Below are 23,506 nucleotides of genomic sequence, written 5' to 3'. Positions count from 1 at the left end.
AGCCCCCTCCAGACCGGAGACGGCTCATGTCTCGGCGAGCGGACCCTGGCAGGCAAAGCTTTTACGGAGGGTTTCGAAGTAGTTCCGAAACCCAGATCTGGTTCCGGGCGAAACGTCGCACCCCAGCTTGGGCGTTAACGCGCATTTCATCCCGAAAAGGCTAGGAGAAGTCTGATGAGACACGCCGCTCTACTTCTGATGGCTGCACTCTGGGCAGGACCGGCTCTGGCGGGTGATTTCACCGTCACCGTCCGTGGGTCCGACGGCAAACCCGTGCCCGACGCGGTGGTCATGGTCTATCCGAACGGCCAGCCGACCAAGGGTCCGATCAAGTTCCCCTGGCCCTACCGCGTGGCCCAGCAGAACATCCAGTTCAACCCGTTCATGCTGGTGGTCCCGGTCGGCGCCGACGTGGCGTTCCCCAACCTCGATAAGGTCCGCCACCACGTCTACTCGTTCTCGGCGGGCAACAAGTTCGAGATCAAGCTGTACGGCCACGAAGAGAACCGCACCGCCAAGATGAGCACGGTCGGCGTCGCGGCCATCGGCTGCAACATCCACGACCAGATGGTCGGCTTCATCCGCGTGGTCGACACGCAGTACGCCGCCAAGACCGACGCCAACGGCGTGGTGACCATCCAGGACGTCCCGGCCGGCGCCATCAAGGCCAGCGTCTGGCACCCGTATATGCGAGCCATGAAGAACGAGAAGGCCCTGACGACGGCCAGCGTCGGCGCCGGCGCCGCCCGCGAGCAGGTCACGATCGACCTCCGCGCCCCGGCGGGTCACTAGGCCGCCCCGATGTTCAAGCGCCTGCAGACCAAGCTGACCGTCCTCTACGCCGGGCTCTTCGCTCTGGCGCTGAGCGTGGTGGCGGTGACGGTCTATGTGGCGATCGCCAGCAACGCCCAGCGCGCCGTCCGCGAGGAACTGGCCGCCTCGGGCACCGTGTTCGACCGGATCTGGGCGCTGCGCACCCAACGCCTGCACGACGGCGCCGAGCTGCTGTCGCGCGACTTCGGCTTCCGCGCCGCCGTCGCCACCCATGACCGCCCGACCGTCGAGTCGGCCATCGCCAACCTGCGCCAGCGCCTGGGCCTGGATCTCGCCTTCACCGTCGGGGTCGACGGCGATGTCGTCGGCATGGACCCGGCCCGCCTGAACCTCGAGAAGCTGTGGAGCGCCCTGGACGCCGAGGACGGCGCGCAAGGCGTGTTCACGATCGACGGCAAGCCCTACCAGCTGATCTCGGCCCCGATCCTGTCGCCCACCCTGACGGGCTGGATCGTCTTCGCCGCCCGGCTGGACGAGCCCGAAATGCGCGGGCTGGAGAAGCTGTCGGCCATCGGCCTGGACGCCCAGGTCTTCGATCAGCGCGGCGGCGCCTGGGTCTCGGCCGACGCCGGTCCGGTCGACAAGCCGCTGGCCGCCTTCGTCGGCAAGGCCATGCACGACAAGCTGCTGGCGCCGACCCTGCTGCGCGGCGGAGCCGACAGCCTGGTGCTGGTCAAGCCGATCAAGGCCCTGGACAAGGCCAGCGGCGCGGCCCTGGTGCTGCGCTATCCGATGGCCCAGGCCCTGGCGCCCTATAAGCCCCTGATGGCCGCCGTGATCATCGCCGGCCTGCTGGGCGCGGCCCTGGTCGCCGCCGCCAGCTGGGCCCTGTCGCGGGGCCTGGCCAAGCCGATCACCGCCCTGGACGTCGCCGCCAGCCGCCTGCGCGACGGCGAGAATGTCTACGTCGAGGTCACCACCCAGGACGAGATTGGCCGCCTGGCCGAGAGCTTCAACCAGATGGCCTCGGAGATCCGCGAGCGCGAAGCCCGCATGATCCACCAGGCCTCGCACGACAACGAGACCGGCCTGCCGAACCGCTCGGCGATCGAGGCCGTGATCGCCCAGCGCCTGGCCGCCGCCAAGCCGGGCGAGCGGGTGATCGTCGACGCCATCGGCCTGGACCGCTTCGCCGCCGTCCGCGCCGCCATCGGCTACGACCACGCCACCGCCCTGCTCCCCGAGATCGCCCGCCGCATCAAGGCCGTCGCCCCGGCCGCCATCGTCGGCCGCCTGACCACCTCGATCCTGTGCGTGGTCTCGGACCTGACCGCCATTGAGGACGTCCAGGTCCGCGTCGAGGGCGCGGCCGCCCTGCTGCGCGAACCTGTCCGCGTCGGCGGCGAGCTGGTCGACGTCCACATGACCCAGGGCCTGGCCCACGCCGAGCACGGCGAGATGGACGCCTCGCGCCTGATCGAACGCGCCCTGATCGCCCTGGACCAGGGCCGCGAGGCGCACCGCAAGATCATGACCTTCGACCCGGTCGCCTATGGCGATCCGTCGGCCAACCTGTCCCTGATGAGCGAGATGCTGGAAGGCGTGCGCAGCGGGTCGCTGTTCCTGCACCACCAGCCGAAGCTGGACGTCCGCACCGGCCAGGTCACCGGCGTCGAGGCCCTGGTGCGTTGGAACCATCCGACGCGCGGCTTCATGCGCCCGGACCTCTTCGTCGGCATGGCCGAGGAGACCGGCCACATCCGAGCTCTCACCGACTACGTCCTGACCCAGGCCATCGCCGACCAGGCCAGCCTGCGCGCGGCCGGCCACGACGTGCTGATGTCGGTCAACATCTCGGGCCGCCTGATCGACGACGCCGACTTCGCCGAGCACGCCATCGCCCAGGTCGCCGCCTCGCCCGGCGCCCGCCTGTGCTTCGAGATCACCGAGACCGCCGTGATCGGCAATCCCGACGTGGCCCTGGGCGTGCTGGAGCGCCTGGCCGAGGCCGGCATCTCGGTGTCGATCGACGACTACGGCTCGGGCCTGTCGTCCCTGGCCTATCTGAAACAGATCCGCGCCGACGAGCTGAAGATCGACAAGGCCTTCGTCATGAGCCTGGAGGCCGGCGGCAAGGACGCCCTGCTGGTCAAGTCGACGGTCGACCTGGCCCACAGCCTGGGCATGAAGGTCACCGCCGAGGGCGTCGAGACCCGCGAGGGCCTGGCCGCCTTGCAGCTGATGGGCTGTGACCTGGCGCAGGGCTACCACATCGCCCGGCCGATGGGCCTGGACAAGCTGGTCGACTTCCTGGGCGAGTGGTCGATCGAGCTGCCAGTCCCGAAAGAGACGCGGCAGGACGAGGCGCGTAAAACCGCCTGATCCGTGTTAGGCTGCGTTCGGTTGTGGAGATGACCGCATGGCCAAACGATCGCCCCTGAGCCCTGGCGCTTACGGCAAGCCGCAGCGCTGGCACGAGATCCTTACCGAAGCCGCCGACGCTCGCGCCGCTAAGCGCGAGGAAACGCGCCGCCGCAACGCCGAGGCCGCCGACCAGTCGGTGCTGTCGGCCGCCGCATTCACCGCCCTCTTCCGCTAGGCGACAGGCTCTTCGACCGAGGCCTTCAGCAGGTCCAGCACGTGGTGCAGGCTGTCGGCGATGTGCACGCACTTGTCGTGCATCTCCTCGTTCGGATCGAGGATATCAGGCACCATCACCGTCATCATGCCGGCCGCGTGGGCGGCGCGGACGCCCGGGTGGCTGTCCTCCAGCGCCAGGCAGTGGGCCGGATCAACGCCCAGGCGCTGGGCCGCCAGCAGATAGGGATCGGGGTTCGGCTTGTGCTTGGTAACGTCGTGGTGGGCGACCACCGCGTTGAACCGGTGCAGCAGGTCGAAGCGGCCCAGATACTTCTCGACCGCGACCATGCCGTTCGAGGTGGCGATGCCGCGCGGCAGGCCCAGGTCGTCCAGATAGTCGAGGATCTCGATGACCCCGGCCTTCAGCTTGGTCTCGGCCGCCAGCAGGTCCTCGACATCGGCCCAGACGCGCTCGAAATAGGCCTGGACCGGGAATTCATCGCCATAGAGTTCGCGCAGCATCACGCCGCATTCGGGCGTCGTCTTGCCCACCATCGCCGCGTAGGTCTCGCCGGTGAAGTGGACCCCGAAGACGTCGCCCGCCTCGATCATGGCGGCGCGATAGACGATCTCGGTGTCCAGCAGCAGGCCGTCCATGTCGAACACGACGGCCTCTACGCGGCGGGGAAAGCTCACTTATAGAACTCCTGCGTCCTGTAGCCCTGGAAGTAGAGCAAGGTGGTCAGGTCGGTGTGATCGACCTTGGCGTCGGCCTGGGCCGCGACGATCGGCTTGGCGCGGTAGGCGACGCCCAGGCCGGCGGCCTCGATCATCGCCAGGTCATTGGCGCCGTCGCCTACGGCCAGAGCCTCGGCTGGGGTCACGCCCAGGTCCGCCGTCTCTTCGTTCAGCGCGGCCAGCTTGGCTTCCTTGCCCAGGATCGGATCGCCGACCTGGCCCGTCAGCGCGCCGTCCAGCTCGATCAGGGTGTTGGCGCGGTTCAGGTGGAAGCCCGCGGCCTGCGCCACCCGGCTGGTGAAGAAGGTGAAGCCGCCGGAGACCAGGGCGCAGCGCGCGCCGTGCTGGGCCATGGTGCGGACCAGGGTCTCCGCCCCGGGGTTCAGCCGGACCCGCTGGTCGTAGCAGCTCTGCAGCGCCTCGACGCCCAGGCCCTTCAGCATGCCGACCCGCTCGCGCAGGGCGCCCTCGAAGGCCAACTCGCCGCGCATGGCGCGCTCGGTGATCTCCGAGACCTGCGCCTTGACGCCGGCGAAGTCGGCCAGCTCGTCCAGGCACTCGACGTTGATGATCGTCGAGTCCATGTCGGCGATCAGCAGCCGCTTCTTGCGGTTGTCGGCCGGCTGGATCGCGAAGTCGACCGGCAGGTCCGCCAGGTCGGCCTTCAGCGCCTCCAAGTCGCCGCCTTCGACGAAGAAGTCGGTGGCCAGCGGCCCCAAGTCCTCGCGACGGCTGGACAGCCTGGCTTCGACGCGCGAAACGGCTTGTGCATATGCGTCGGGGTTAGCCCCCACGACGGTGAGGACGGTCGGAATGGTGGAGAGTTCGGACATCGCGCCCCGCATCTGGCTGATCGCGGGCCCGACCGCAAGCGGCAAGTCCGCTCATGCGCTGCAATTGGCCGAGTGGACGGGCGCGGAGATCGTCAACGCCGACTCCATGCAGATCTATGCGGGCCTGCGCGTGCTGACCGCCGGCCCCTCCCCTGAGGAGAAGGCCAAGGCCCCGCATCACCTGTTCGAAGTGGCCGACGCGGCCCAAGGCTGGTCGGTCGGCCGCTGGCTGGAGGCGGCCACCCAGGCGATCGCCGAGATCGAGGCGCGCGGCAATCCGGTCATCGTCGTCGGCGGCACCGGCCTCTATTTCCGCGCCCTGACCCACGGCCTGGCCGACGTGCCGGCCGTGCCCGAGACCCAGCGCGAGATCTCCGGCCTGCTCTACGCTGCCCGAGGCGAGTCGGAGTTCCGCGACATCCTGCGGCCCCTCGATCCTGAGGCCGAAGCCCGCATCGAGATCGGCGACCGCCAGCGCCTGGTTCGCGCCCACGCCGTGGCTGTCGCCACCGGCAAGTCGCTGACCTCCTGGCAGACCGACACCAAGCCGGCGCTGAAGCCCGGGACCTGGGAAGGCCGCGTCCTCGACCCGCCCCGCGCCGAACTCTATGCCCGCTGCGACGCCCGCCTGTCGGCGATGGTCGAGCACGGCGCCTTGGATGAGGTGCGGGCCATGGAGGCGCGGGACTTGGATCCGTCCCTCCCCGCCCTCAAGGCCGTGGGCTATCGCGAGTTCGCCGCCCACCTGCGCGGCGAGACCACTCTGGACCAAGCCCTCGACGCCGCCCGCCAGGAAACCCGCCGCTACGCCAAGCGCCAACTGACCTGGTTCAGGAACCAGACGCCGGACTGGGAGCGCATCAGCGCCCCGTGATGGTCCTTACGAAAGAAGCATGATGTCCGACCTCCACGCCCTCGCCGAACGCGTCGCCGCCAGCCTGACCGCGCGCGGCGAGACCATCGCCATCGCCGAGTCCTCGGCCGGCGGCCTGATCTCGGCCGCGCTGCTGGCGGTGCCGGGGGCGTCGAAGTTCTATGTCGGCGGCGCGGTCGTCTACACGGCCCGGGCGCGCCTGACCCTGATGGACATCCCGCAGAAGGCCATGGACGGCCTGCGCTCGGCCAGCGAGCCCTATGCGGTGATGCTGGCCCGCGTGGCCCGTAAGAACCTCAAGGCGACCTGGGCGCTGTCGGAAACCGGCGCGGCCGGTCCGGACGGCAACCGCTACGGCGACGCGCCCGGCCACTGCTGCTTCGCTGTCGTCGGCGAGGAGGTCTCGGTCAGCACGACGCTGGAAACCGGCAGCGACCAACGCGCCGCCAACATGCAGGCCTTCGCCGCCACCGCGCTCGGCTTCCTGGCTGACACCCTGGACGGTCTGGACGCCTAGACCGTCCCAAACAGGCTGTAGGCGAACTCGTCCATGGCCTTCTGGGTGATGCTGGTGTTGTTCAGCAGCACGACGGTGGTCTGGTCGTCGAAGCGGTGGCCCAGCACCGAGCGATAGCCGGCCGCCCGGCCCGTCTCCCAGGCGAAGACGCGCGGGAAGCCGTCGGCGAACAGGGTCTTCACCCGGCCGCCCAGCGTGTAATCCTGGTCCGGCCAGCCGACGGTCAGCAGCTCTTTCCTGCGGGCCGGCGGCAGGAATCCGCCGTCGAGCACCGCATGCGCGGCCTTCAGCAGGTCGCCCGCCGTGCTGGCATAGCCGCCGCCGGCCGCGAAGAACGGGAAGCGGTCGTTGGACTGCCGGACCAGCGGCTCCAGCGTGCGGTACGAGATCGCGATGTCCGCCGGGTCGGCCGGCGTGGTGCGGTTCAGGCCCAGCGGGCGGATCACCAATCCATCCATCGCCTCGGCGAAAGGCTGGCTCGTTACCGTCTCGATGATGGCGGTGATGATCACCCAGTTGGTCAGGACGTAGTCGAACCTGGTCCCCGGCTCGAAGGCCAGGTCGCCCGAGCACCACAGCTTCACCGCCTGGGCGGTCGTGAAGGTCTTCTTGAACAGGTCCGGATCGGGATTGGCCTTGGTCCAGGCAGCGAAGCCGTTCGGCACGCCGCTGGTGTTGGTCATCAGGTGGCGCAGCGTGACCTTGGCGCCGGTGTCGGCGCGATAGTCGGTCAGGTAGCGGGTGATCGGCGCGTCGAGCTCGATCTTGCCCGCCTCGGCCAGCTTCAGCAGCGCCGTCGAGGTCAGCCATTTGGAGATCGAGGCGATGACATAGGGCGTGTCCAGCGCGGCCGGCTTCTTGGCCTCGATGTCGGCAAACCCGACCGTCCGAGAGTAGATCGGCTTGCCGGCCCGGCCGATCAGCACCACGCCCTGGAATGGTTGGATCTTGAGGAAGGCGTCGACCGCACGGTCCGCCGCGTTGCCCGAGAGCACCGCCGCCGATGCGTTTTCGACCAGGCCGAGCGCCGCCGCGCCCGCCAGAAATTCACGCCGTCCGAACACTGATGCACCCCGTCATTCCAGGAGCGCGACCGTGCGGGGGAAAACCTGCCCCTGTCACGTGAAACTCCGGTAAGGTCACACCGCCCGAAAAGGCACATCCTTGCGGCAAAGCGCGCCTTGACGCTCCAGCTGGCGCATGTCATCACCCCTTTCGTAGCTTTGGAGCAAGACTCGTGCGCAAAACCATGATCGTACTTATGGAGCGGCCGTTCGCGGGGTGACCTTGAAGTCACGTCGTAGCTCGGTCGCGCGCGCAAAGGTCCTTCGGGACCTTTTTTCTTTTCCGCTTCCTTCCAGTTCAGCTTTCCGCCCCTTCCCACCCGGACCCGTCCCATGACCGCCCACCAGACCATCGAGAGCAAGGCTCCCGCAGATACCGCCGATCGCGCCATGACCGGCGCCGAGATCGTGGTTCGCGGCCTCGTGGATCAAGGCGTCGAAGTGCTGTTCGGCTATCCGGGCGGCGCGGTCCTGCCGATCTATGACGCGCTGTTCCACGAGCCGCGCCTGCAGCACATTCTCGTTCGCCACGAGCAGGGCGCGACCCACGCCGCCGAAGGTTATGCGCGCTCGTCGGGCAAGCCGGGCGTCGTCCTGGTCACCTCGGGCCCGGGCGCGACCAACGCCATCACCGGCATCATGGACGCCCTGATGGACTCGATCCCGATGGTCGTCATCACCGGCCAGGTCCCCACGCACCTGATCGGCACCGACGCCTTCCAGGAAGCCGACACCGTCGGCATGACCCGCTCGTGCACCAAGCACAACTACCTGGTCAAAGACGTCCGCGACCTGCCGCAGATCATCCATGAGGCCTTCAAGATCGCCACCACCGGCCGTCCGGGCCCGGTGCTGATCGACATCCCCAAGGACGTCCAGTTCGCCAAGGGCGAATATTACGGCCCGACGGAAGTGGCCTCGACCCACGCCTATGCGCCCAAGACCAAGGGCGACGCGGGCCGCATCGCCGACGCCGCCAAGATGATCGCCGGCGCGCGCCGCCCGATCTTCTACACCGGCGGCGGCGTCATCAACGCCGGCCCCAAGGCCAGCGAAGCCCTGCGGGAATTCCAGGCTCTGACTGGCGCGCCGGTCACCTCGACCCTGATGGGTCTGGGCGCCTTCCCGGCGGCCGATCCGGCGTGGCTGGGCATGCTGGGCATGCACGGCACGTTCGAGGCCAACAACGCCATGCACGACTGCGACGTGATGATCTGCGTCGGGGCCCGCTTCGACGACCGCGTCACCGGCCGCCTGGACGCCTTCTCGCCGGGCAGCAAGAAGATCCACATCGATATCGACGCCTCGTCGATCAACAAGAACGTCCGCGTCGATCTGCCGATCGTCGGCGACGCCGGCAGCGTGCTGGAAGACCTGATCGCCGCCTGGAAGGCTCAGAACCTGCAGCCGAACAAGGCGGCCCTGACCGACTGGTGGGCCCAGATCGACCAGTGGCGCGCCCGCCAGTGCCTGAACTACCGGCGCTCCGAGACGGTCATCAAGCCGCAGTACGCCATCGAGCGCCTGTACGAGCTGACCAAGGACAAGGACGTCTACATCACCACCGAAGTCGGCCAGCACCAGATGTGGGCCGCGCAGTTCTTCCGCTTCGAGGAACCGAACCGCTGGATGACCTCCGGCGGCCTGGGCACCATGGGCTACGGGCTGCCCGCCGCCCTGGGCGTGCAGCTGGCGCACCCCGGTTCGCTGGTCGTCGACATCGCCGGCGAAGCCTCGATCCAGATGTGCATCCAGGAGCTGTCGACGGCGATCCAGTTCGACCTGCCGGTCAAGATCTTCATCCTCAACAACGAGTGGATGGGCATGGTCCGCCAGTGGCAGCAGCTGCTGCACGGCGAGCGCTACAGCCACTCGTATTCCGACAGCCTGCCCGACTTCGTGAAGCTGGCCGAGGCCTACGGCGCCCACGGCATCCGCTGCTCGGACCCGGCCGAGCTGGACGGCAAGATCCTGGAGATGATCAACAGCGACAAGCCGGTGATCTTCGACTGCCGCGTCGAGAAGCACGAGAACTGCCTGCCGATGATCCCGTCGGGCAAAGCCCACAACGAGATGATCATGGGCGAGGTCGAGGACATCGGGAACGTGATCGGGGCCGAGGGCGCGGGGCTGGTCTGATCGGCCTTGCGTCCTTCGAGGCCCTCCTACGGAGGGCGCCTCAGGATGAGGTATTCAGTAGAAGGCCCGTTTTTCCGCTTTCGGCTCGCAAAATCTTCCTCATCCTGAGGCGCCCGCGCAGCGGGCCTCGAAGGACGCACGGCCGATGTACGACGTTCAAAGCGCTTGGGTTTACATGCTGCGATGCCGAGACGGCTCGTACTATGTCGGCTCCCATCGCGGACCAGACGTGGAGGCAAGAGTCTCGATGCATCAGCAAGGCCTGGGCGGTGAATACACCTCTGCGCGTCTGCCAGTGGAATTGGTCTGGTGCGAAGCCTTCCAGTTCATCACGGACGCCATCGCCGTTGAACGTCGCATCAAAGGTTGGTCCCGCGCCAAGAAGGAAGCGATGATGCGCGGCGAGTGGGACAAACTCCCTTCACTGTCACGCCGTCGGGGCGGCAAGCCCAAGTCAGAAAACAAACCAGAAGTCAGAGCTCAGACATGACCGCCAACGTCCAACCCGCTCCCGCCTCGGCCTACGACCTCAGCCCCACGGGCCAGGTCGAGCAGACCGCCACCTTCGCGCTGCTCGTCGATAACGAGCCGGGCGTGCTGCATCGCGTGGTCGGCCTGTTCGCCGCGCGGGGCTACAATATCGAGAGCCTCACGGTCGCCGAGACCGATCGCAAGGCCCACACCAGCCGCATCACCGTGGTGACCCGCGGCACCCGCCAGGTGCTGGAGCAGATCGAGGCCCAGCTGAACAAGGTGGTCAACGTCCGCCGCGTGCACGACGTGACCCGCGACCCGAACGGCGTTGAGCGCGAGCTGGCCCTGGTCAAGGTGCGCGGTTCAGGTCCCGACCGCGTCGAGGCCCTGCGCATCGCCGAGATCTTCCGCGCCAAGCCGGTCGACACCACGCTGGAAAGCTTCGTGTTCGAGATCTCGGGCGCGCCGTCCAAGATCGACAAGTTCCTGGACCTGATGCGCCCCCTGGGCCTGGTGGAACTTTCCCGCACGGGCGTCCTTTCCATCGAGCGGGGCGTCGAAGGGATGTAGGCGATGAGCGGCCTGACCGGACTGATCGCGGGGATAGCCCTCGCCGCCGTCCAGCAGGCCGCGCCACTGCCTGATCCGGCGACCTGGTGGTCGCCGGCCGTTCCCCGTCCGTCCGCCGAGGCCGAGCCACTCGCCAATCGCCGGCTGGGCAAGGCCGAGCAGCCCATCCCCATCGACAATGGCGTCGAGCCCCTGCTCTACCGCCTCTGGGGTCTGCAGCCCCTGCAGAGCCAGATCGTCCGCAAGGGCGAGCTGATCCTGGAGGTCTGGGCCCGGCCCTCGCGCGGCGTGCGCCAGGCCGTGGTCCGCGTCACCCTGCGCCGCGACGGCCACGCCTTCGTCCAGGCCCGCGCCGGCCTGGGCTGCTGCACGCCGGAGATCGGCCGCCGCGTCGATATTGACGCCGAGCTGGGCGAACCGCAGATCGCACCGCTGAAGACCCTGAGCGCCGATCCCGCCTGGAGCCAGCCACGCTCGGTCATCGTCGACTATGGCGGCGGGGCGGTGTCAGCCCTGTGCGTGGACGGGGTGTCGTGGGACGTGACCCTGGTCGTTCCGGGCCAGGCTCGCCATCTGCGCCGCGCCTGCGACGACGCCGAGGTCGGCTCGATCGCGCAAATCCTGTCGGCGGCGGTCGGCGCGGCGGTGGGCCGCGACCCGCGCTTCGACGCGGTGCTGCCGCGCGGCGCGGACTTCTCGCGGCAGGCGCAAGCCTATGCCGATCTCGTCGCCTCGGGCGGACGGCTGATCCCTGGAGAGATCAATCGCCCGCAGCCGCCGGCGGTCCCCGTTGCGCCGACCGAAGACGGGACGGAAACGACGCCCCCTTAGCGCGTCGTTTCCAGGACCACGCCTTGAAATTGCAATTTCAAGATAACGACGTTATCAAACTTGGCCATTACCTCGGGAGGAAACGCCATGGCCAAGATCGTCGCCCTGAAATCCATGCTGGCCGTCGCCGGCGTCGCCGTCGCCCTGGGCTCGGCCAGCGCAGCCCTGGCCCAGGCCACGCCGAACACGCCCCAGGTCAAGTTCGTCCCGGTCACAGAGGCGCCGACGCCCCCGGCCGGCCTGCAGCGCGCCTGCCTCAACGCCCCGACCGACGGCGCGCCCGCCAGCAAGAGCTGCCCGGTCATCGCCTACGGTCCGGGCACGACCTGGGTCTTCAGCTACGACGACAACCGCGTCTCGTTCGCTCTGGTCACCTATGACGCGACCGGCAAGGTCCTGCAGAACGTCGAGAAGCCCGGCGCCCGCTATATCTTCGATATCTATAGCGACGACCGAGGTCAGAAGCTGACCCTGGTGGGCCAGGCCAAGGCCTCCGTGGTGATCAACTGGTCCGACCTGCCGCACTAGACCGCGCGGGTCGTCCGGCGGCGCTCATGCCGCCGGACATGCCCGAGGAGGTCAGCCGACCTTCAGAATCTTGAAGCGGTACAGCAGCGCGCCGAGGATGGCGCCGATCGCCGGAGCCACGAAGAACAGCCACAGCTGGCCCAGCGCCTGGCCGCCGACCAGGACGGCGGGACCGAAGCTGCGGGCCGGATTGACCGAGACGCCGGTCACCTGGATGCCGACGATGTGGATCACCGCCAGGGCGATGCCGATGCCCAGCCCCGCGAAGCCCGGCGCGGCGTCAGCGCCCGTCGCGCCCAGGATGACGATGACGAACAGCGCGGTCATCACTACCTCGAACACGAAGGCCGCTTGCAGCGGATAGGCGCCCAGATAGCCGGGACCCCAGCCGTTCTGGCCCAGGCCGTGGGCGGTGCCACCGGCGATGCAGGCCAGGACGGCGGCGCCGGCCAGGGCGCCGGCGAACTGGGCGATCCAGTAGAGCCCCATCTCCTTGGCGCTCATGCGGCCGGCGATGAACGCCGCCAGGCTGACGGCCGGATTGACGTGGCAGCCCGAAACCGGACCGATCCCGTAGGCCAGGGCGATGATGGCGAAACCAAAGGCCAGGGCGATGCCCAGCTGTCCGACATGATCCGCGCCGAGCACAGCCGCGCCACAGCCAAATAGAACCAGCGCGAACGTCCCGATGAATTCGGCAACAATTTTTGACATTCCAAGATCTCCCCGATTTTTGCTTCCGCAGGATTTGGAGCACTCGTGAGCTCGACCATGCGGGATTTATTCGAGTCTTGGAATACCCGTATCGGGTCTAGGCGCCGACCGCGACGTCCGGCTGATCGCGCAGGCGCGCCACGTCCCGCAGCGGCGGCGCGCCGAACAGGCGGGCGTACTCGCGGCTGAACTGCGAGGGGCTGTCGTAGCCGACCGTGTGGCCGGCCGTGGCGGCGTCCAGGCGCTGGACCAGGATCAGGCGGCGGGCCTCCTGCAGGCGGATCTGCTTCTGGTACTGCAGCGGCGACAGCGAAGTCACCGCCTTGAAGTGCTGGTGCAGGGCCGAGGCGCTCATCCGCGCCTCGTCGGCGACGGCGTCGATGCTGAACGGCTGGTCGAAGTTGCGCTTGATCCAGCCGATGGCGCGATTGACCTGGCGCAGGCGGCCGTCGCGGCGGGCGATCTGGGCCAGGCGCGGCCCCTGCGGACCGGTCAGCAGGCGATAGAGCATCTCGCGCTCGATCAGCGGGGCCAGGATCGGCGCGTCCTCGGGACAGTCCATCAGCCCGACCATGCGGCAAGCGGCGTCGAACAGCGCCGGCGTCATCGCCCCAGCCGACATGCCGCCGACCAGCGGCGCGGCGGCGTCCAGCCGCGCGGCCAGCCCGCACTCCATGATCATCTCGCTGATCAGGTTGGCGTCCAGCACGATCCGGAAGCTGAGATACGGCTTCTCCGGCGAGGCCTCGATCACCTGGCCGGCCACCGGCACGTCGATCGACGACAGAAAGAAGTTGAGGTCGTCGTATTCGTGGATGGCGTCGCCGACCAGCACGCGCTTGCGGCCCTGGGCCAGCACGCAGAACGACGGGTCGTGCACGGCGTGCATGGGCTCGGTGGGCGCGTGCACCCGGTAGAGATTGACCCTGGGGCAGCAGGTCTCGACCGGGCCTTCGTCCGGCGCGAATCGTTCAATCAGGGCGGCCAGCGCCTCGCGCGTGCTCATGGGATTTCTCTTGTTGGAACGAGGCTATTAGTAAGCCTTGCACGATCCTCCGTCACGCGACGCGGTTCGGTTCTGGATTTTCGTGCAATCATGCCGGAGCATCGGTCTACGCGCTGGACGGGTCCATGCATCATAGTGACCTCGTTCCGCTCCCCGACGCGGCCAACCCCACAATTTGAGCTCAGCGATGAGACGCTACACGCCCCCGCGCGGCGTGACGGCTCCGCGTTGGTTCGTCGCCGCCCTGCTGGGCGGGACGGCCGCGCTGACCGCCGCGACCGCCATGCTCCCCACCACCTCACCCGCCCCCGCAACCACCGCCTGGAGGATCGCCCCATGACCATGATGTCCGCCATCGTTCCCCACATCCCGGTCGCCGGCGTCTGGACCTCCCCCGACGGCCACATCTCGCTGGAGCTGCGCGCCGACGGCCGCTTCATCGAGACCCGCGCCGACTTCGCCGACGTCTTCACGGGCGTCTATGTCCTGGTCGGCGAAAGGCTGAAACTGTTCGAGGATCGCGGCGCGGTCATCAGCGGCACGCTGGTGGACGGCCGCCTAAGCCTGGGGACAGCCTGAGCCCCGCCCTTCCATAAGCCGAACGAACACCCTATATTGGAACTGTCCGACCTCGGTCGGACTATGGGGATAAACGCGCACGTAATAAGCGGACTGGACCCGGGTGCGATTCCCGGCGGCTCCACCAATCTCTCCCAAGTTATCATGGGACTGCATGGGGCCGATCAGCATCGACAGACGTGTAAAGGTGTATGCTTTCTCTCGGCTTGATCCACCGTTTCGGGTCATTTTTCTAAATGCGAACGATAACTTCGCTGAAGAGTTCGCCGTCGCCGCGTAATGCGGTGCAGGTGAATTCGCCTCTTAAGTCCTAGGGGTTCAGATCCCTAGGCGGGGCCCGGAGGGAGCCTGCCAACAGAATCCCTCCACTTTCCTCACATCGCTGTGAATGAGATCGATTGCGGATCATTGGATTCCGCAGCCACCCGCTTTGCGCGAAGCTCTCGACGCGCTACGTTCCGGGCTTCGTTTTCAGTTCGAAGTATCGACTCCGCGCATGTCTCAGACCGAACCGCCCGAAGACCTCATGCAATACGAGGCCATGGCCCAGGACGCCCTGCGCGGCGTGGTCAAGGCGGCCCTGAAGAAGGCCGCCGCGCCCGGCGGCCTGCCCGAGCCGCACCACCTGTACATCACCTTCAAGACCAAGGCGCCGGGCGTCTCGGGTCCGCAGGACCTGCTGGGCAAGTATCCGGACGAGATGACCATCGTCCTGCAGCACCAGTACTGGGACCTCGCCCCCGGCGAGACCTTCTTCTCGGTGACCCTGAAGTTCGGCGGCCAGCCCAAGCGCCTGTCGGTGCCCTACGCGGCCCTGACCCGCTTCTATGACCCGTCGGTGCAGTTCGCCCTGCAATTCTCGACCCCCGAGGTCATCGAGGACGAGCCCGAGCCGGAACCCGAGGCCGAGGACAAGACGCCCGCGCCGACCGGTGACGACGGTCCCAAGATCGTTTCCCTGGACCAGTTCCGGAAGAAATGAGCGACATCGCCTCGGACGCTCCGCAGACCCTGACGGACGAGGCGATCCTCGCGCGCTTCCGCGCATCCAAGAGCCAGCCGACCGGATCCCAGACCCTGGGCTTCGAGCTCCTCGCCGTGCGCCAGGCCGATCGCGAGGTCGAGGTCGGTTTCACGGCGCGCGCTGAGCTGCTGTGCAATCCGATGGGGCAGATCCAGGGCGGTTTCGTCTGCGCCATGCTGGACGAGTGCATGTCGGTGGCCGGCATGATCACCTCGGGCATGACACACGTGGTGCCTACGCTCGAGATGAAGACCAGCTTCCTGCGCCCTGCCCTGCCCGGCGCGCTGCGCGGCGTCGGCCGCGTGGTGAAATGGGGCCGCACGGTCTGCTTCATGGAAGGCGAGCTCTACGACGCCGAGGGGCGGCTACTGGCCAAGTCCACGGGCACGGCGATCCCAACGCCCTTCGCCAACTTCAAGAAGAAGTAGGGAGGGAGCGATGCGAGGGGCGGCGGCGGTCATCGGACTTCTTGCTTTCCTGCTCGCGCCGCTTTCATCCGCCTACGCCGCCGGGCCGTTCGCCAACTGGAGCGCGGTCGTGGTGGCCGGCGACTTCCACGCCCATTCCGGCGGCCCGACCGAGGCCTTCGACAACGCTCGCCGCGACGTCTCCAAGGCGCTGGTCGAGCTAGGCTTTGACAAGGCGGCGATCCAGCAGTTCTCGGTGCGCCCCGAACGCTATCCGGCCGACGCGCCCGGCAGGGCCGAAGGCAGCGCCATCTACGAGGCGCTCAAGACCAAGGCCGAGACGGCCAGGGCCGGATGCCTGTTCTACATCAGCACCCACGGCAGCCCCGAGGGCCTGATTCTGGGGCCGCGGGTCCTGCGTCCCCCATTGCTGGCCGCCCTGGTGAACGAAGCCTGCCCCAACCGGCCTAGCGTCGTGGTGATCTCCGCCTGTTTTTCGGGCGTGTTCATCCCGCCGCTGCAGGACAAGAACCGGCTGATCATCACCGCCGCCCGGCCCGACCGCGCCTCGTTCGGCTGCGGCGAGGACGACAAGTATCCGTTCTTCGACGACTGCTTCCTGTCGGCCGCGCCCGGCGCCCATGACTTCGCGGCCCTTGGCGCGGCCGTCCAGGCCTGCGTGGCGCGCCGCGAGAAGGAGACCGGGGCCGAGCCCGCCTCCGAACCGCAGGTGTGGATCGGCCCGGCCCTGCGGCCAATGCTGCCGCTCTATGCGTTCAATCGGAAAACCAAATTAGATTGACCGGTTATCGGGTTTGACCCCCGCGCCCAGCACGCTACACAAACCCTTGGGGTTCTTCCGCTTTACCCAGGGGACATCGTTGACGTCGCGCGTATCGCCCGCAGCCGCCCTTGCGGCGGCCTTCATCGCACTGTGGTCCATCACGGGATCGGAGGCGCGGGCGCAGGACTCGTCTCCGCCGCCCGCCGCGACCGAGCCCGTGCTGAATTCCGCCCCACGCCCCTATAACAGCCTGCGTCCGCGCCGCGTGCGGCCCCGTCCGGTCGCGGCCGCTGCGGCCGCGACGCCCCGCCCTGTCGCGCCCCCAGCCGCCGTCGCTGCCGCCACGCCGGCTCCGGCCCAGCCCGCCCTGCCCCCGCCCACCGCCCACACGCCGATGTCGACGCCGGAGCTGGAAGCCTTCGTCGACGGCGTCGTGCGCCGCGCCATGAGCCGTGACCACATCGCCGGCGTCACCCTGTCGGTGGTCCAGAACGGCCAGGTCGTGCTGAAGAAGGGCTACGGCTTCGCCAACCTCGGCCAACACCAGCCGGTCGATCCGGACAAGACGCTGTTCCGCGTCGCCTCGATCTCCAAGACGTTCACCTGGATCGCCCTGATGAACGAGATCGAGTCGGGCCACATGCGCCTGGACGGTCCGGTGAACCTGTACCTGCCCGAGCCACTGCAGCTGAAGGACCAGGGCAAGAAGACCCAGGTGCGCCTGCGCGACCTGATGACCCACACCGGCGGCTTCGAGGACCGGGCCCTGGGCCAGCTGTTCGAGCGCGACCCGAACCGCGTCCGCACCCTGGCCGACTATCTGCGCCAGGAGCGTCCGCGCCGGGTGCGCGAGCCGGGCCTGCTGCCCAGCTATTCCAACTACGGCGCGGCCCTGGCCGGCGCCGCCGTCTCCAATGTCACCGGCAAGCCGTTCGAGCAGCTGGTCAGCGAGGAGATCATCCTGCCGGCCGGCATGAACCACACGACCTTCCGCGAGGCCCGCCCGTGGCGCGACGGCCTGCCGGCGCCGATGAACGAGGCCCTGGCCGCCGAACTGTCGGACGGCTTCTCGTGGACGCCGATGGGCTGGAAGACCCAGCCGCGCGAGTTCATGGGCCAGGTGGCCCCGGCCGCCTCGGCCTCCAGCACGGCCGGCGACATGGCCCGCTACATGAACCTGCTGCTGGCCAACGGGACGATCGACGGCAAGACCATCTTCTCGCCCAAGACGGCCCTGGCCTTCCGCACGCCGATGTACCGCCCCGCCCCGGAAGCGGCCGGCTGGAACGCCGGCTTCCAGGACAGCCCGATGCCGGGCAACCGCCGTGGCATCGGCCACCAGGGCGCGACCCTCTATTTCTACTCGAACATGGTGATCGTGCCGGACCTGGGCCTGGGCATCTTCATCTCGGCCAACACCGACAGCGGCGCCAATCTGACCGCCAACCTGCCCGCCACCATCGTCGAGCACTTCTACGCCCCCGCCCCCGCCGTGCCGGCCGACAGCGCCATCAGCTACGAGCAGGCCCGTGCCTATGAGGGCGACTACCTGACCACCCGCCGCGCCTATGCCGGGCTGGAAGGCTTCACCAACCGCATCATCGGCCGCGCCAGCGTGCGCGCCACCGCCGACGGCCGCCTGACGGTGATCGAGGGCGGCGTCAGCAGTCTCTACAACGGCACGGGCCGCCCCGGCGTGTTCAAGGCCGTCGACGGCCCACTGATGCTGGTGTTCGACGCCAACGGCGACAAGCCCTCGCGCTTCTACTCGGCGCGGGGCTTCTCGACCTATGAGCGGATCGGCTTCTTCCGCTCGGCCGGCCTCTTGAGCTGGACGGCGATCATCGCCGGCTTCGCCAGCATCGCCACCATCCTGGGCGTGCTGTTCCGCAATCGCCGCGAGGCTCGCCAGACCCCGGTCCAGGCCCGCGCCGCACAGATGCAGACCATGCAGGCGGTGCTGTGGCTGATCTCGGTCGGCTGCCTGGGCGCGTTCTCGCTCAAGGCTTCGGACCAGACTGCCGTGTTCTTCGGCTGGCCATCGGGCTGGCTGCTCAGCGGCTCGGCCTGCGCCCTGGTCGCCGCGGCGCTCAGCCTGCTGACCCTGGGCGCCCTGCCGATGGTCTGGCGCGGCGGCCGCCGGGTCGACAGCTGGAGCAGCGGCCGCAAGGTGGCCTTTACCTTCACCGCCCTGCTGTTCGTGCTGCTCAGTGTCCTGCTCGGCATGTGGGGCTATCTGCTGCCCCGCAGCTAATCCCGTCGCGATCCATCCCTAGTCTCGTCTCCCGGCGCCCTGCTTGCAGATCGCTGTTCCAGGAGACGAGCGAGGGAGACGCGACGTGTCAAAACTGGACGGTCTGGCGTTTGGGGGAACCGGGCTGATCGCCTGGGCGGCGGCCACCCTGTTCTATGCGGCTTTCGGCGGGGGGATCCTCGAAAGCACGTTCTGGTTCTACGCGATCAACGCCTTCGCGGCGGCGGCGGCGCTGACCTTCACCTTCTGGGCGGTGACCCGGCTGACGCACACGCCGCGCAGCCGTCGCCTGTTCCCGATGATCCTGTTCTCGACGCCGGGCCTGGTGGGCGGCGCCCTGGTGGTGGCCCGCTACGCCGAGGTCATGCCGACCGGCGACCCGGTCAGCACCGGCCGCTACGGCGCGTTCCTGGCGGTGCTGTACATCGCCGTGGCGGCCTCAGTCTTCGAGCGTGCGCCGCATAAGGCTTGAGTTCAGCTTGCGCACCTGGATGATGATCCGCTCGCGCTCGCCCGGACGCCGCTCGACCAGCAGCCGGGCGACCTGGGCGTCGTCGTGGAAGGCGTAGCCCTTGATGGCGTCCAGCAGGGCCTTGGCCAGGTTGTCGAGGTCCATCCACGGCGGCTCGCCGACATATTCCATGCCGATCTCGACGCTGAACTCGCCCCAGGCCGGCCGAGAACCGCGCCAGGACTTGCGGAAGAACTCGTAGATCAGCGGCTTGTAGTACTTGCCCTGGGTGGTCAGGCCGTCGACCACGATGGTCAGCTCGCCCCCGGCCTCGCGGGCGCGGACCTTGCCGTGGTGGGTCCAGTCGTCTTCGAGCAAATCAGAGCCTCAGGTGGATCCCACGCTTGTGCAGCGGGATCAGGATCGCGGTGATGAAGGCAAGAACCAGAACCGCGCAGGCAAGGGAAGCCAGATAAGGATCGGGCAGCGCCTTCTGGGCCAGGGCGTAGACGAAGCCCTGCGGCGACGGGTTGGGTCCAGGGACAATCCACAGGCCGCTGAAGATGCCCAGCAGCTGGCACAGGATGAAGGCCAGGATGGCGTTGCCGCCCAGGACCTTCAGCACGAAGTCGAAGCCCAGGCCTCGCCCGGAGCGCGCGATGAGCTCGAAACCGACGAGGACAGCGGCGGAAATCCCGCTGGTCACCAGGGCGAAGCTGGGCGTCCAGATCTTCTTGTTGATCGGCATGACGGGATTCAGCGCCAGCCCGAGCACGATCAGCGCCACACCCAGGATCAGGACCGGCGTCAGGCCTTTGCCACGCGTCATCGCCCACGCCACGATCGCCCCCGCCAGGGTGTTGACGACGGCCGGCAGGGTCGAGAGCAGCCCCTCGGGATCATAGGTGACGCCCATCCCCGGCGTCGTCGCGCCGACCCACAGGTGGGCGATCGTGAACACCTGCCGATCGACATAGGCCGGCAGCGAACCGTAGGAGTCGAGGCGTCCGACGCCAAAGCCCGAAACCGGCACGAAGGCCACCAGCAGCCAGTAGATCGCCAGCAGGACGAAGCCCGCGCCCACCGTGACCGGCAGGTTGAAGGCCAGCCGGCCGCCCTCCCCCCGCCGCGCGGCCAGCACGCAGATGATTGTCGCCGCCGCGTAGCAGACGCCGATCCGCTGCAGGATGCCGGGGAAGCGTAAGTGCGCGAGGTCGAAGCCGTTGCCCAGCAGGCTGATCGCCAGGCCCAGCAGGATCAGCAGCCCCGTCCGCCGGGCGACCTTCAGCCAGAACGCCGAGCTAGCCCGCGCCTCGGCGGTCAGGCGCGGGACCATCAGACCGATGGCCATCCCCGCGCAGAACAGGAAGGTCGGGAACACCAGGTCCGCCGCGCTCAGACCGTGCCAGGCGGCGTGCTCCAGCGGCGCATAGACCTTGGACCAGGAGCCAGGGCTGTCGACCAGGATCATGCCGGCCACGGCCAGGCCGCGCAGCAGGTCCAGCGACACGATGCGCTGGCCCGTCGACGAACTCGTCATGCGTCCCCCCCGGTTGGGCTCTTCAGGCCCCCAGCATCTCGGTCAGCTTCAGCACGGTGTTCCAGTTCCGCGTGGTGCCGACCGGATTGCGCTTCGTTTTCTTCCAGTCCCGATCCAACAGCGAGTCGGCCATGCTGATCGGGAAATCCAGATAGAGCTCGCGCGGCCCGACCACGAACCGCTCCGGCCCTGTGTTGGCCGCCCGCAGGATGTCCTCGTCGCCGTCCGGCAGTGGGACCTTCAGGAAATTGACGATCACGTGGCTGGGGTGGTCCAGCGCCTCGGCCTTGAAGGGATTTGCGTCGACCAGAGCCCGCAGCTGCGCCGGCGAGCGGACCATGAAGTCGGTGCGCAGGCCCATGCGCTTTTCCAGCGCGTCCTCGAGCTCGGCTTCCAGGGCCTCACCGCCGGCGTGGTCACCCCATAGCAGGAGGTTGCCGCTGGCCAGGTAGGTCTTGGCTTCCGCAAAGCCGGTGTCCTTCGCGATCCCCAGCAGGTCTTCCTTCAACACCTTGCGCTTGCCGGTGTTGATCGAGCGCGGGAGCGCGACGAATGCCGCCACCTACAGCGCCTCGACGCGTACGGCCGTGCCGTAGGCCAGGACCTCGGTGATGCCTTCCATGATCTCGTTGGCGTCGTAGCGCATGGCCAGGATGGCGTTGGCCCCGACCTCGCGGGCGTGCTGCACCAGCAGGTCGTAGGCCTCCTGCCGGGCCGTCTCGGCCAGCTTGGTGTAGATCGACAGGTTGCCGCCGAAGATCGCCTGGATCGAGCCGCCGACATTGCCGATCACGCTGCGTGAGCGGACGGTGACGCCCCGCACAACGCCATAGTGCTCGACGATGCGATAACCGGGCAGATCGTTGGTCGTGGCGACGAGCATGGTGTTCTCCTGGGCGTCTTCGCGCTTGCGAACATTGCCCTTCGCGCCCCCAAGGTCTAGACCGCGCTCGACCGTTTTTCCGGAGATCTCCGCATGACCGCCACGCGCATCGAGACCGACACCTTTGGCCCGATCGAAGTCGCCGCCGACCGCTACTGGGGCGCGCAAGCTCAGCGCAGCCTGGGCAACTTCAAGATCGGCTGGGAGAAGCAGCCCCTGCCAGTCGTCCGCGCCCTGGGCATCGTCAAGCGCGCCGCCGCCGAGACCAACTTCAAGCTGGGCAAGCTGGACGCGGGCCTGAAGGACGCCATCGTCCAGGCCGCCAACGAAGTCATCGACGGCAAGCTGAACGACCACTTCCCGCTGGTCGTCTGGCAGACCGGTTCGGGCACCCAGTCGAACATGAACGCCAACGAGGTGATCTCGAACCGCGCGATCGAAATCCTGGGCGGCGAGATGGGCACCAAGAAGCCCGTCCACCCCAACGACCACGTCAATATGAGCCAGTCGTCGAACGACACCTATCCGACGGCCATGCACGTGGCCTGCGCGGAACAGATCGTCCACGACCTGCTGCCGGCCCTGAAGCACCTGCACGCCGCCCTGGAAGCCAAGACCAAGGCCTGGGCCGACATCATCAAGATCGGCCGCACCCACACCCAGGACGCTACTCCGCTGACGCTGGGCCAAGAGTTCGGCGGCTACACCCAGCAGGTCGCCAACGGCATCGAGCGTATCGAAAGCACCCTGCCCAAGCTGATGCAGCTGGCCCAGGGCGGCACCGCCGTCGGCACCGGCCTGAACGCCCCGATCGGCTTCGCCGAGGGCGTGGCCGAGGCCATCGCCGCGATCACCGGCCTGGAGTTCACCACCGCTCCGAACAAGTTCGAGGCCCTGGCCGCCCACGACGCCATGGTCTTCAGCCACGGCGCCATCAACACGGTCGCCGCCAGCCTGTTCAAGATCGCCAACGACATCCGCTTCCTGGGCTCGGGCCCGCGCGCGGGTCTGGGCGAACTGTCGCTGCCGGAGAACGAGCCGGGCTCGTCGATCATGCCGGGCAAGGTCAACCCGACCCAGTGCGAGGCCCTCACCCAGGTCTGCGTGCAGGTGTTCGGCAACCACGCCGCCCTGACCTTCGCCGGCAGCCAGGGCCACTTCGAGCTGAACGTCTTCAACCCGGTGATGGCCTACAACTTCCTGCAGTCGGTCCGCCTGCTGGCCGACGCGGCGATCAGCTTCACCGACAACTGCGTGGTCGGCATCGAGCCGCGCATCGACAACATCAAGAAGGGCGTCGAGAACAGCCTGATGCTGGTCACGGCCCTGAACGGCCGCCTCGGCTACGACATCTGCGCCAAGATCGCCAAGACGGCCCACAAGAACGGCACCACGCTGCGCGAGGAAGCCGTCGGTGGCGGCTATCTGTCGAACGAAGAGTTCGACCAGTACGTCCGCCCGGAAAAGATGGTCTCGCCGGGCTGATGCTCCAACTGGTTCGTCTGTTCGACGAACTGCCGGACGGCTTCGACGACCTGCTCGCCGAGGCCTCCGGCGAAGGCGTGCGCAACATGGCCCTGCTGGCGGACGGCTGGCGGAGCGGCGCACGCTTCCAGGACGACGGCGAGGCGCTCCTCGCCGCGTTCCTGGTCGGGGAATTTGCGGGGATCGGCGCGCTCAGCGTCGAACCCGCCGCCTCCGAACCGGCCCGCCGCCTGCAACGCTTCTACGTCCGCCCGTCGATGCGCCGCCGCGGCGTCGCCACCGCGCTGGCCTCGGCCCTGATCCATGAGGGCTTCGACAGCGTGGGACTGCTGACGGTCAATGCGAGAGCCTCAGAGGCCGCTTCGCCGTTCTGGGAGACGCAGGGGTTCGCTCCGGACACAAGCGGGCCGTGGACGCACGTGATGCGCAAGTCACTCGCCTAGACTAACTTCATAGT

General features: G+C 68.0%; 29 protein-coding genes and 1 other RNA gene. 21 read left to right on the top strand and 9 right to left on the bottom strand.

All coding sequences use genetic code 11. The annotated features are described in order from the left end of the window. The first annotated feature begins 174 nt into the window (after window positions 1-174). From AC07NI_RS18845 to AC07NI_RS18835, 3 genes are read left to right on the top strand one after another with little or no spacing between them, the layout of a single operon-like run. Entirely contained in the window at window positions 175-792 is a 618-nt protein-coding gene (locus AC07NI_RS18845) for a cupredoxin domain-containing protein (protein WP_494621877.1), read from the top strand. Between the two features lie 9 nt (window positions 793-801). Further along, complete coding sequence (locus AC07NI_RS18840; protein ID WP_494621875.1) at window positions 802-3,156, top strand: putative bifunctional diguanylate cyclase/phosphodiesterase; 2,355 nt, start codon at window positions 802-804, stop codon at window positions 3,154-3,156. Window positions 3,157-3,193: 37 nt separating this feature from the next. After that, complete coding sequence (locus AC07NI_RS18835; protein WP_494621873.1) at window positions 3,194-3,373, top strand: hypothetical protein; 180 nt, start codon at window positions 3,194-3,196, stop codon at window positions 3,371-3,373. Here AC07NI_RS18835 and AC07NI_RS18830 read toward each other — a convergent pair. Together AC07NI_RS18830 and serB are read right to left on the bottom strand one after the other, a co-directional pair. After that, window positions 3,370-4,050 (bottom strand): HAD family hydrolase, encoded by a 681-nt coding sequence (locus tag AC07NI_RS18830; RefSeq protein WP_494621871.1) that lies wholly within the window; start codon window positions 4,048-4,050, stop codon window positions 3,370-3,372. The two genes, AC07NI_RS18835 and AC07NI_RS18830, sit on opposite strands and share 4 nt — an antisense overlap. Next, the gene (serB, locus tag AC07NI_RS18825; protein WP_494621869.1) at window positions 4,047-4,925 is read right to left on the bottom strand and encodes a phosphoserine phosphatase SerB; all 879 of its coding nucleotides are present in this window, start codon (window positions 4,923-4,925) and stop codon (window positions 4,047-4,049) included. Before serB ends, AC07NI_RS18830 begins: the two co-directional genes overlap by 4 nt. Here serB and miaA point away from each other — a divergent pair. After that, entirely contained in the window at window positions 4,906-5,799 is an 894-nt protein-coding gene (gene miaA, locus AC07NI_RS18820) for a tRNA (adenosine(37)-N6)-dimethylallyltransferase MiaA (RefSeq protein ID WP_494621867.1), read from the top strand. The genes serB and miaA overlap by 20 nt on opposite strands. Window positions 5,800-5,821: 22 nt before the next feature. Beyond that, a complete protein-coding gene (locus tag AC07NI_RS18815; RefSeq protein WP_494622273.1) occupies window positions 5,822-6,316 on the top strand; it encodes a CinA family protein in 495 nt (164 codons plus the stop codon). Here AC07NI_RS18815 and AC07NI_RS18810 read toward each other — a convergent pair. Next, window positions 6,313-7,380, bottom strand: a complete 1,068-nt coding sequence (locus tag AC07NI_RS18810) for a serine hydrolase domain-containing protein (protein ID WP_494621865.1) — start codon at window positions 7,378-7,380, stop codon at window positions 6,313-6,315. The genes AC07NI_RS18815 and AC07NI_RS18810 overlap by 4 nt on opposite strands. A gap of 173 nt (window positions 7,381-7,553) precedes the next feature. Here AC07NI_RS18810 and AC07NI_RS18805 point away from each other — a divergent pair, with 173 nt between their 5' ends. From AC07NI_RS18805 to AC07NI_RS18780, 6 genes are all read left to right on the top strand, one after another. Continuing rightward, a complete protein-coding gene (locus AC07NI_RS18805) occupies window positions 7,554-7,601 on the top strand; it encodes a hypothetical protein (protein ID WP_024265762.1) in 48 nt (15 codons plus the stop codon). Between the two features lie 112 nt (window positions 7,602-7,713). Continuing rightward, window positions 7,714-9,519, top strand: coding sequence for an acetolactate synthase 3 large subunit (locus tag AC07NI_RS18800; RefSeq protein ID WP_494621863.1), 1,806 nt, complete (start codon window positions 7,714-7,716; stop codon window positions 9,517-9,519). A 145-nt stretch (window positions 9,520-9,664) separates the two neighbouring features. Further along, window positions 9,665-10,009, top strand: coding sequence for a GIY-YIG nuclease family protein (locus AC07NI_RS18795; protein ID WP_494621861.1), 345 nt, complete (start codon window positions 9,665-9,667; stop codon window positions 10,007-10,009). Continuing rightward, complete coding sequence (gene ilvN, locus AC07NI_RS18790; RefSeq protein ID WP_454759230.1) at window positions 10,006-10,563, top strand: acetolactate synthase small subunit; 558 nt, start codon at window positions 10,006-10,008, stop codon at window positions 10,561-10,563. The genes AC07NI_RS18795 and ilvN overlap by 4 nt, the downstream gene beginning before the upstream one ends. Before the next feature lie 3 nt (window positions 10,564-10,566). Then, complete coding sequence (locus tag AC07NI_RS18785) at window positions 10,567-11,394, top strand: hypothetical protein (protein ID WP_494621859.1); 828 nt, start codon at window positions 10,567-10,569, stop codon at window positions 11,392-11,394. Between the two features lie 87 nt (window positions 11,395-11,481). Next, window positions 11,482-11,922, top strand: a complete 441-nt coding sequence (locus AC07NI_RS18780; protein ID WP_494621857.1) for a hypothetical protein — start codon at window positions 11,482-11,484, stop codon at window positions 11,920-11,922. Between the two features lie 51 nt (window positions 11,923-11,973). On the opposite strand, the gene AC07NI_RS18775 is transcribed toward AC07NI_RS18780, so the two are convergent. Further along, complete coding sequence (locus tag AC07NI_RS18775) at window positions 11,974-12,636, bottom strand: aquaporin (RefSeq protein WP_494621855.1); 663 nt, start codon at window positions 12,634-12,636, stop codon at window positions 11,974-11,976. A 97-nt stretch (window positions 12,637-12,733) separates the two neighbouring features. Beyond that, window positions 12,734-13,642, bottom strand: coding sequence for an AraC family transcriptional regulator (locus AC07NI_RS18770; RefSeq protein ID WP_494621853.1), 909 nt, complete (start codon window positions 13,640-13,642; stop codon window positions 12,734-12,736). Between the two features lie 187 nt (window positions 13,643-13,829). Here AC07NI_RS18770 and AC07NI_RS18765 point away from each other — a divergent pair, with 187 nt between their 5' ends. The 8 genes from AC07NI_RS18765 to AC07NI_RS18730 all read left to right on the top strand — a co-directional run bounded on the left by AC07NI_RS18765 (window position 13,830) and on the right by AC07NI_RS18730 (window position 19,162). Beyond that, on the top strand, window positions 13,830-13,982 hold the full coding sequence (locus AC07NI_RS18765; protein ID WP_494621851.1) for a hypothetical protein: 153 nt from the start codon (window positions 13,830-13,832) through the stop codon (window positions 13,980-13,982). Further along, window positions 13,979-14,221, top strand: a complete 243-nt coding sequence (locus AC07NI_RS18760; protein WP_494621849.1) for an Atu4866 domain-containing protein — start codon at window positions 13,979-13,981, stop codon at window positions 14,219-14,221. The genes AC07NI_RS18765 and AC07NI_RS18760 overlap by 4 nt, the downstream gene beginning before the upstream one ends. 5 nt (window positions 14,222-14,226) lie before the next feature. Next, window positions 14,227-14,591, top strand: a transfer-messenger RNA (tmRNA) gene (gene ssrA / locus AC07NI_RS18755). Between the two features lie 126 nt (window positions 14,592-14,717). Further along, window positions 14,718-15,203: an SspB family protein gene (locus AC07NI_RS18750; RefSeq protein WP_494621847.1), complete on the top strand. Its 486-nt coding sequence runs from the start codon at window positions 14,718-14,720 to the stop codon at window positions 15,201-15,203. Continuing rightward, window positions 15,200-15,673, top strand: coding sequence for a PaaI family thioesterase (locus AC07NI_RS18745; protein ID WP_494621845.1), 474 nt, complete (start codon window positions 15,200-15,202; stop codon window positions 15,671-15,673). The genes AC07NI_RS18750 and AC07NI_RS18745 overlap by 4 nt, the downstream gene beginning before the upstream one ends. A 10-nt stretch (window positions 15,674-15,683) precedes the next feature. Next, complete coding sequence (locus AC07NI_RS18740) at window positions 15,684-16,454, top strand: C13 family peptidase (protein WP_494621843.1); 771 nt, start codon at window positions 15,684-15,686, stop codon at window positions 16,452-16,454. Window positions 16,455-16,533: 79 nt separating this feature from the next. Continuing rightward, window positions 16,534-18,690 carry a serine hydrolase domain-containing protein gene (locus AC07NI_RS18735; RefSeq protein ID WP_494621841.1) on the top strand — a complete coding sequence of 719 codons (2,157 nt, stop codon included), beginning with the start codon at window positions 16,534-16,536 and terminating at the stop codon, window positions 18,688-18,690. Between the two features lie 85 nt (window positions 18,691-18,775). Further along, complete coding sequence (locus AC07NI_RS18730) at window positions 18,776-19,162, top strand: hypothetical protein (protein WP_494621839.1); 387 nt, start codon at window positions 18,776-18,778, stop codon at window positions 19,160-19,162. Here AC07NI_RS18730 and AC07NI_RS18725 read toward each other — a convergent pair. From AC07NI_RS18725 to AC07NI_RS18710, 4 genes are read right to left on the bottom strand one after another with little or no spacing between them, the layout of a single operon-like run. Beyond that, the gene (locus AC07NI_RS18725; protein WP_494621837.1) at window positions 19,130-19,519 is read right to left on the bottom strand and encodes a RusA family crossover junction endodeoxyribonuclease; all 390 of its coding nucleotides are present in this window, start codon (window positions 19,517-19,519) and stop codon (window positions 19,130-19,132) included. The two genes, AC07NI_RS18730 and AC07NI_RS18725, sit on opposite strands and share 33 nt — an antisense overlap. Window position 19,520: 1 nt before the next feature. Continuing rightward, on the bottom strand, window positions 19,521-20,681 hold the full coding sequence (locus AC07NI_RS18720; RefSeq protein WP_494621835.1) for an acyltransferase family protein: 1,161 nt from the start codon (window positions 20,679-20,681) through the stop codon (window positions 19,521-19,523). A gap of 22 nt (window positions 20,682-20,703) precedes the next feature. Further along, window positions 20,704-21,243, bottom strand: coding sequence for a DUF1697 domain-containing protein (locus AC07NI_RS18715; RefSeq protein WP_494621833.1), 540 nt, complete (start codon window positions 21,241-21,243; stop codon window positions 20,704-20,706). Beyond that, window positions 21,244-21,564, bottom strand: a complete 321-nt coding sequence (locus AC07NI_RS18710; RefSeq protein ID WP_494621831.1) for a YbjQ family protein — start codon at window positions 21,562-21,564, stop codon at window positions 21,244-21,246. A gap of 93 nt (window positions 21,565-21,657) precedes the next feature. On the opposite strand from AC07NI_RS18710, the gene fumC reads away from it, so the two are divergent. Together fumC and AC07NI_RS18700 are read left to right on the top strand one after the other, a co-directional pair. After that, entirely contained in the window at window positions 21,658-23,049 is a 1,392-nt protein-coding gene (fumC, locus tag AC07NI_RS18705; protein ID WP_494621829.1) for a class II fumarate hydratase, read from the top strand. Further along, complete coding sequence (locus AC07NI_RS18700; protein WP_494621827.1) at window positions 23,049-23,492, top strand: GNAT family N-acetyltransferase; 444 nt, start codon at window positions 23,049-23,051, stop codon at window positions 23,490-23,492. Before fumC ends, AC07NI_RS18700 begins: the two co-directional genes overlap by 1 nt. Window positions 23,493-23,506 lie beyond the last annotated feature (14 nt).

This window comes from Caulobacter sp. GW821-FHT10E02 (genome assembly GCF_059415225.1).
The sequence above is the reverse complement of the archived record's forward strand: the minus strand, read 5'-3'. Positions and strand labels throughout refer to the sequence as shown.

What these genes read in the sequence shown, in the direction of transcription:
- AC07NI_RS18740 (WP_494621843.1), top strand. Translation starts at nt 15,684, where the DNA reads ATGCGAGGGGCGGCGGCGGTCATCGGACTTCTTGCTTTCCTGCTCGCG.
- AC07NI_RS18835 (WP_494621873.1), top strand. Translation starts at nt 3,194, where the DNA reads ATGGCCAAACGATCGCCCCTGAGCCCTGGCGCTTACGGCAAGCCGCAG.
- AC07NI_RS18780 (WP_494621857.1), top strand. Translation starts at nt 11,482, where the DNA reads ATGGCCAAGATCGTCGCCCTGAAATCCATGCTGGCCGTCGCCGGCGTC.
- AC07NI_RS18785 (WP_494621859.1), top strand. Translation starts at nt 10,567, where the DNA reads ATGAGCGGCCTGACCGGACTGATCGCGGGGATAGCCCTCGCCGCCGTC.
- AC07NI_RS18750 (WP_494621847.1), top strand. Translation starts at nt 14,718, where the DNA reads ATGTCTCAGACCGAACCGCCCGAAGACCTCATGCAATACGAGGCCATG.
- fumC (WP_494621829.1), top strand. Translation starts at nt 21,658, where the DNA reads ATGACCGCCACGCGCATCGAGACCGACACCTTTGGCCCGATCGAAGTC.
- AC07NI_RS18700 (WP_494621827.1), top strand. Translation starts at nt 23,049, where the DNA reads ATGCTCCAACTGGTTCGTCTGTTCGACGAACTGCCGGACGGCTTCGAC.
- AC07NI_RS18840 (WP_494621875.1), top strand. Translation starts at nt 802, where the DNA reads ATGTTCAAGCGCCTGCAGACCAAGCTGACCGTCCTCTACGCCGGGCTC.
- AC07NI_RS18845 (WP_494621877.1), top strand. Translation starts at nt 175, where the DNA reads ATGAGACACGCCGCTCTACTTCTGATGGCTGCACTCTGGGCAGGACCG.
- AC07NI_RS18770 (WP_494621853.1), bottom strand. Translation starts at nt 13,642, where the DNA reads ATGAGCACGCGCGAGGCGCTGGCCGCCCTGATTGAACGATTCGCGCCG.
- AC07NI_RS18710 (WP_494621831.1), bottom strand. Translation starts at nt 21,564, where the DNA reads ATGCTCGTCGCCACGACCAACGATCTGCCCGGTTATCGCATCGTCGAG.
- AC07NI_RS18815 (WP_494622273.1), top strand. Translation starts at nt 5,822, where the DNA reads ATGTCCGACCTCCACGCCCTCGCCGAACGCGTCGCCGCCAGCCTGACC.
- serB (WP_494621869.1), bottom strand. Translation starts at nt 4,925, where the DNA reads ATGTCCGAACTCTCCACCATTCCGACCGTCCTCACCGTCGTGGGGGCT.
- AC07NI_RS18720 (WP_494621835.1), bottom strand. Translation starts at nt 20,681, where the DNA reads ATGACGAGTTCGTCGACGGGCCAGCGCATCGTGTCGCTGGACCTGCTG.
- AC07NI_RS18745 (WP_494621845.1), top strand. Translation starts at nt 15,200, where the DNA reads ATGAGCGACATCGCCTCGGACGCTCCGCAGACCCTGACGGACGAGGCG.
- AC07NI_RS18795 (WP_494621861.1), top strand. Translation starts at nt 9,665, where the DNA reads ATGTACGACGTTCAAAGCGCTTGGGTTTACATGCTGCGATGCCGAGAC.
- miaA (WP_494621867.1), top strand. Translation starts at nt 4,906, where the DNA reads ATGGTGGAGAGTTCGGACATCGCGCCCCGCATCTGGCTGATCGCGGGC.
- AC07NI_RS18765 (WP_494621851.1), top strand. Translation starts at nt 13,830, where the DNA reads ATGAGACGCTACACGCCCCCGCGCGGCGTGACGGCTCCGCGTTGGTTC.
- AC07NI_RS18800 (WP_494621863.1), top strand. Translation starts at nt 7,714, where the DNA reads ATGACCGCCCACCAGACCATCGAGAGCAAGGCTCCCGCAGATACCGCC.
- ilvN (WP_454759230.1), top strand. Translation starts at nt 10,006, where the DNA reads ATGACCGCCAACGTCCAACCCGCTCCCGCCTCGGCCTACGACCTCAGC.
- AC07NI_RS18775 (WP_494621855.1), bottom strand. Translation starts at nt 12,636, where the DNA reads ATGTCAAAAATTGTTGCCGAATTCATCGGGACGTTCGCGCTGGTTCTA.
- AC07NI_RS18760 (WP_494621849.1), top strand. Translation starts at nt 13,979, where the DNA reads ATGACCATGATGTCCGCCATCGTTCCCCACATCCCGGTCGCCGGCGTC.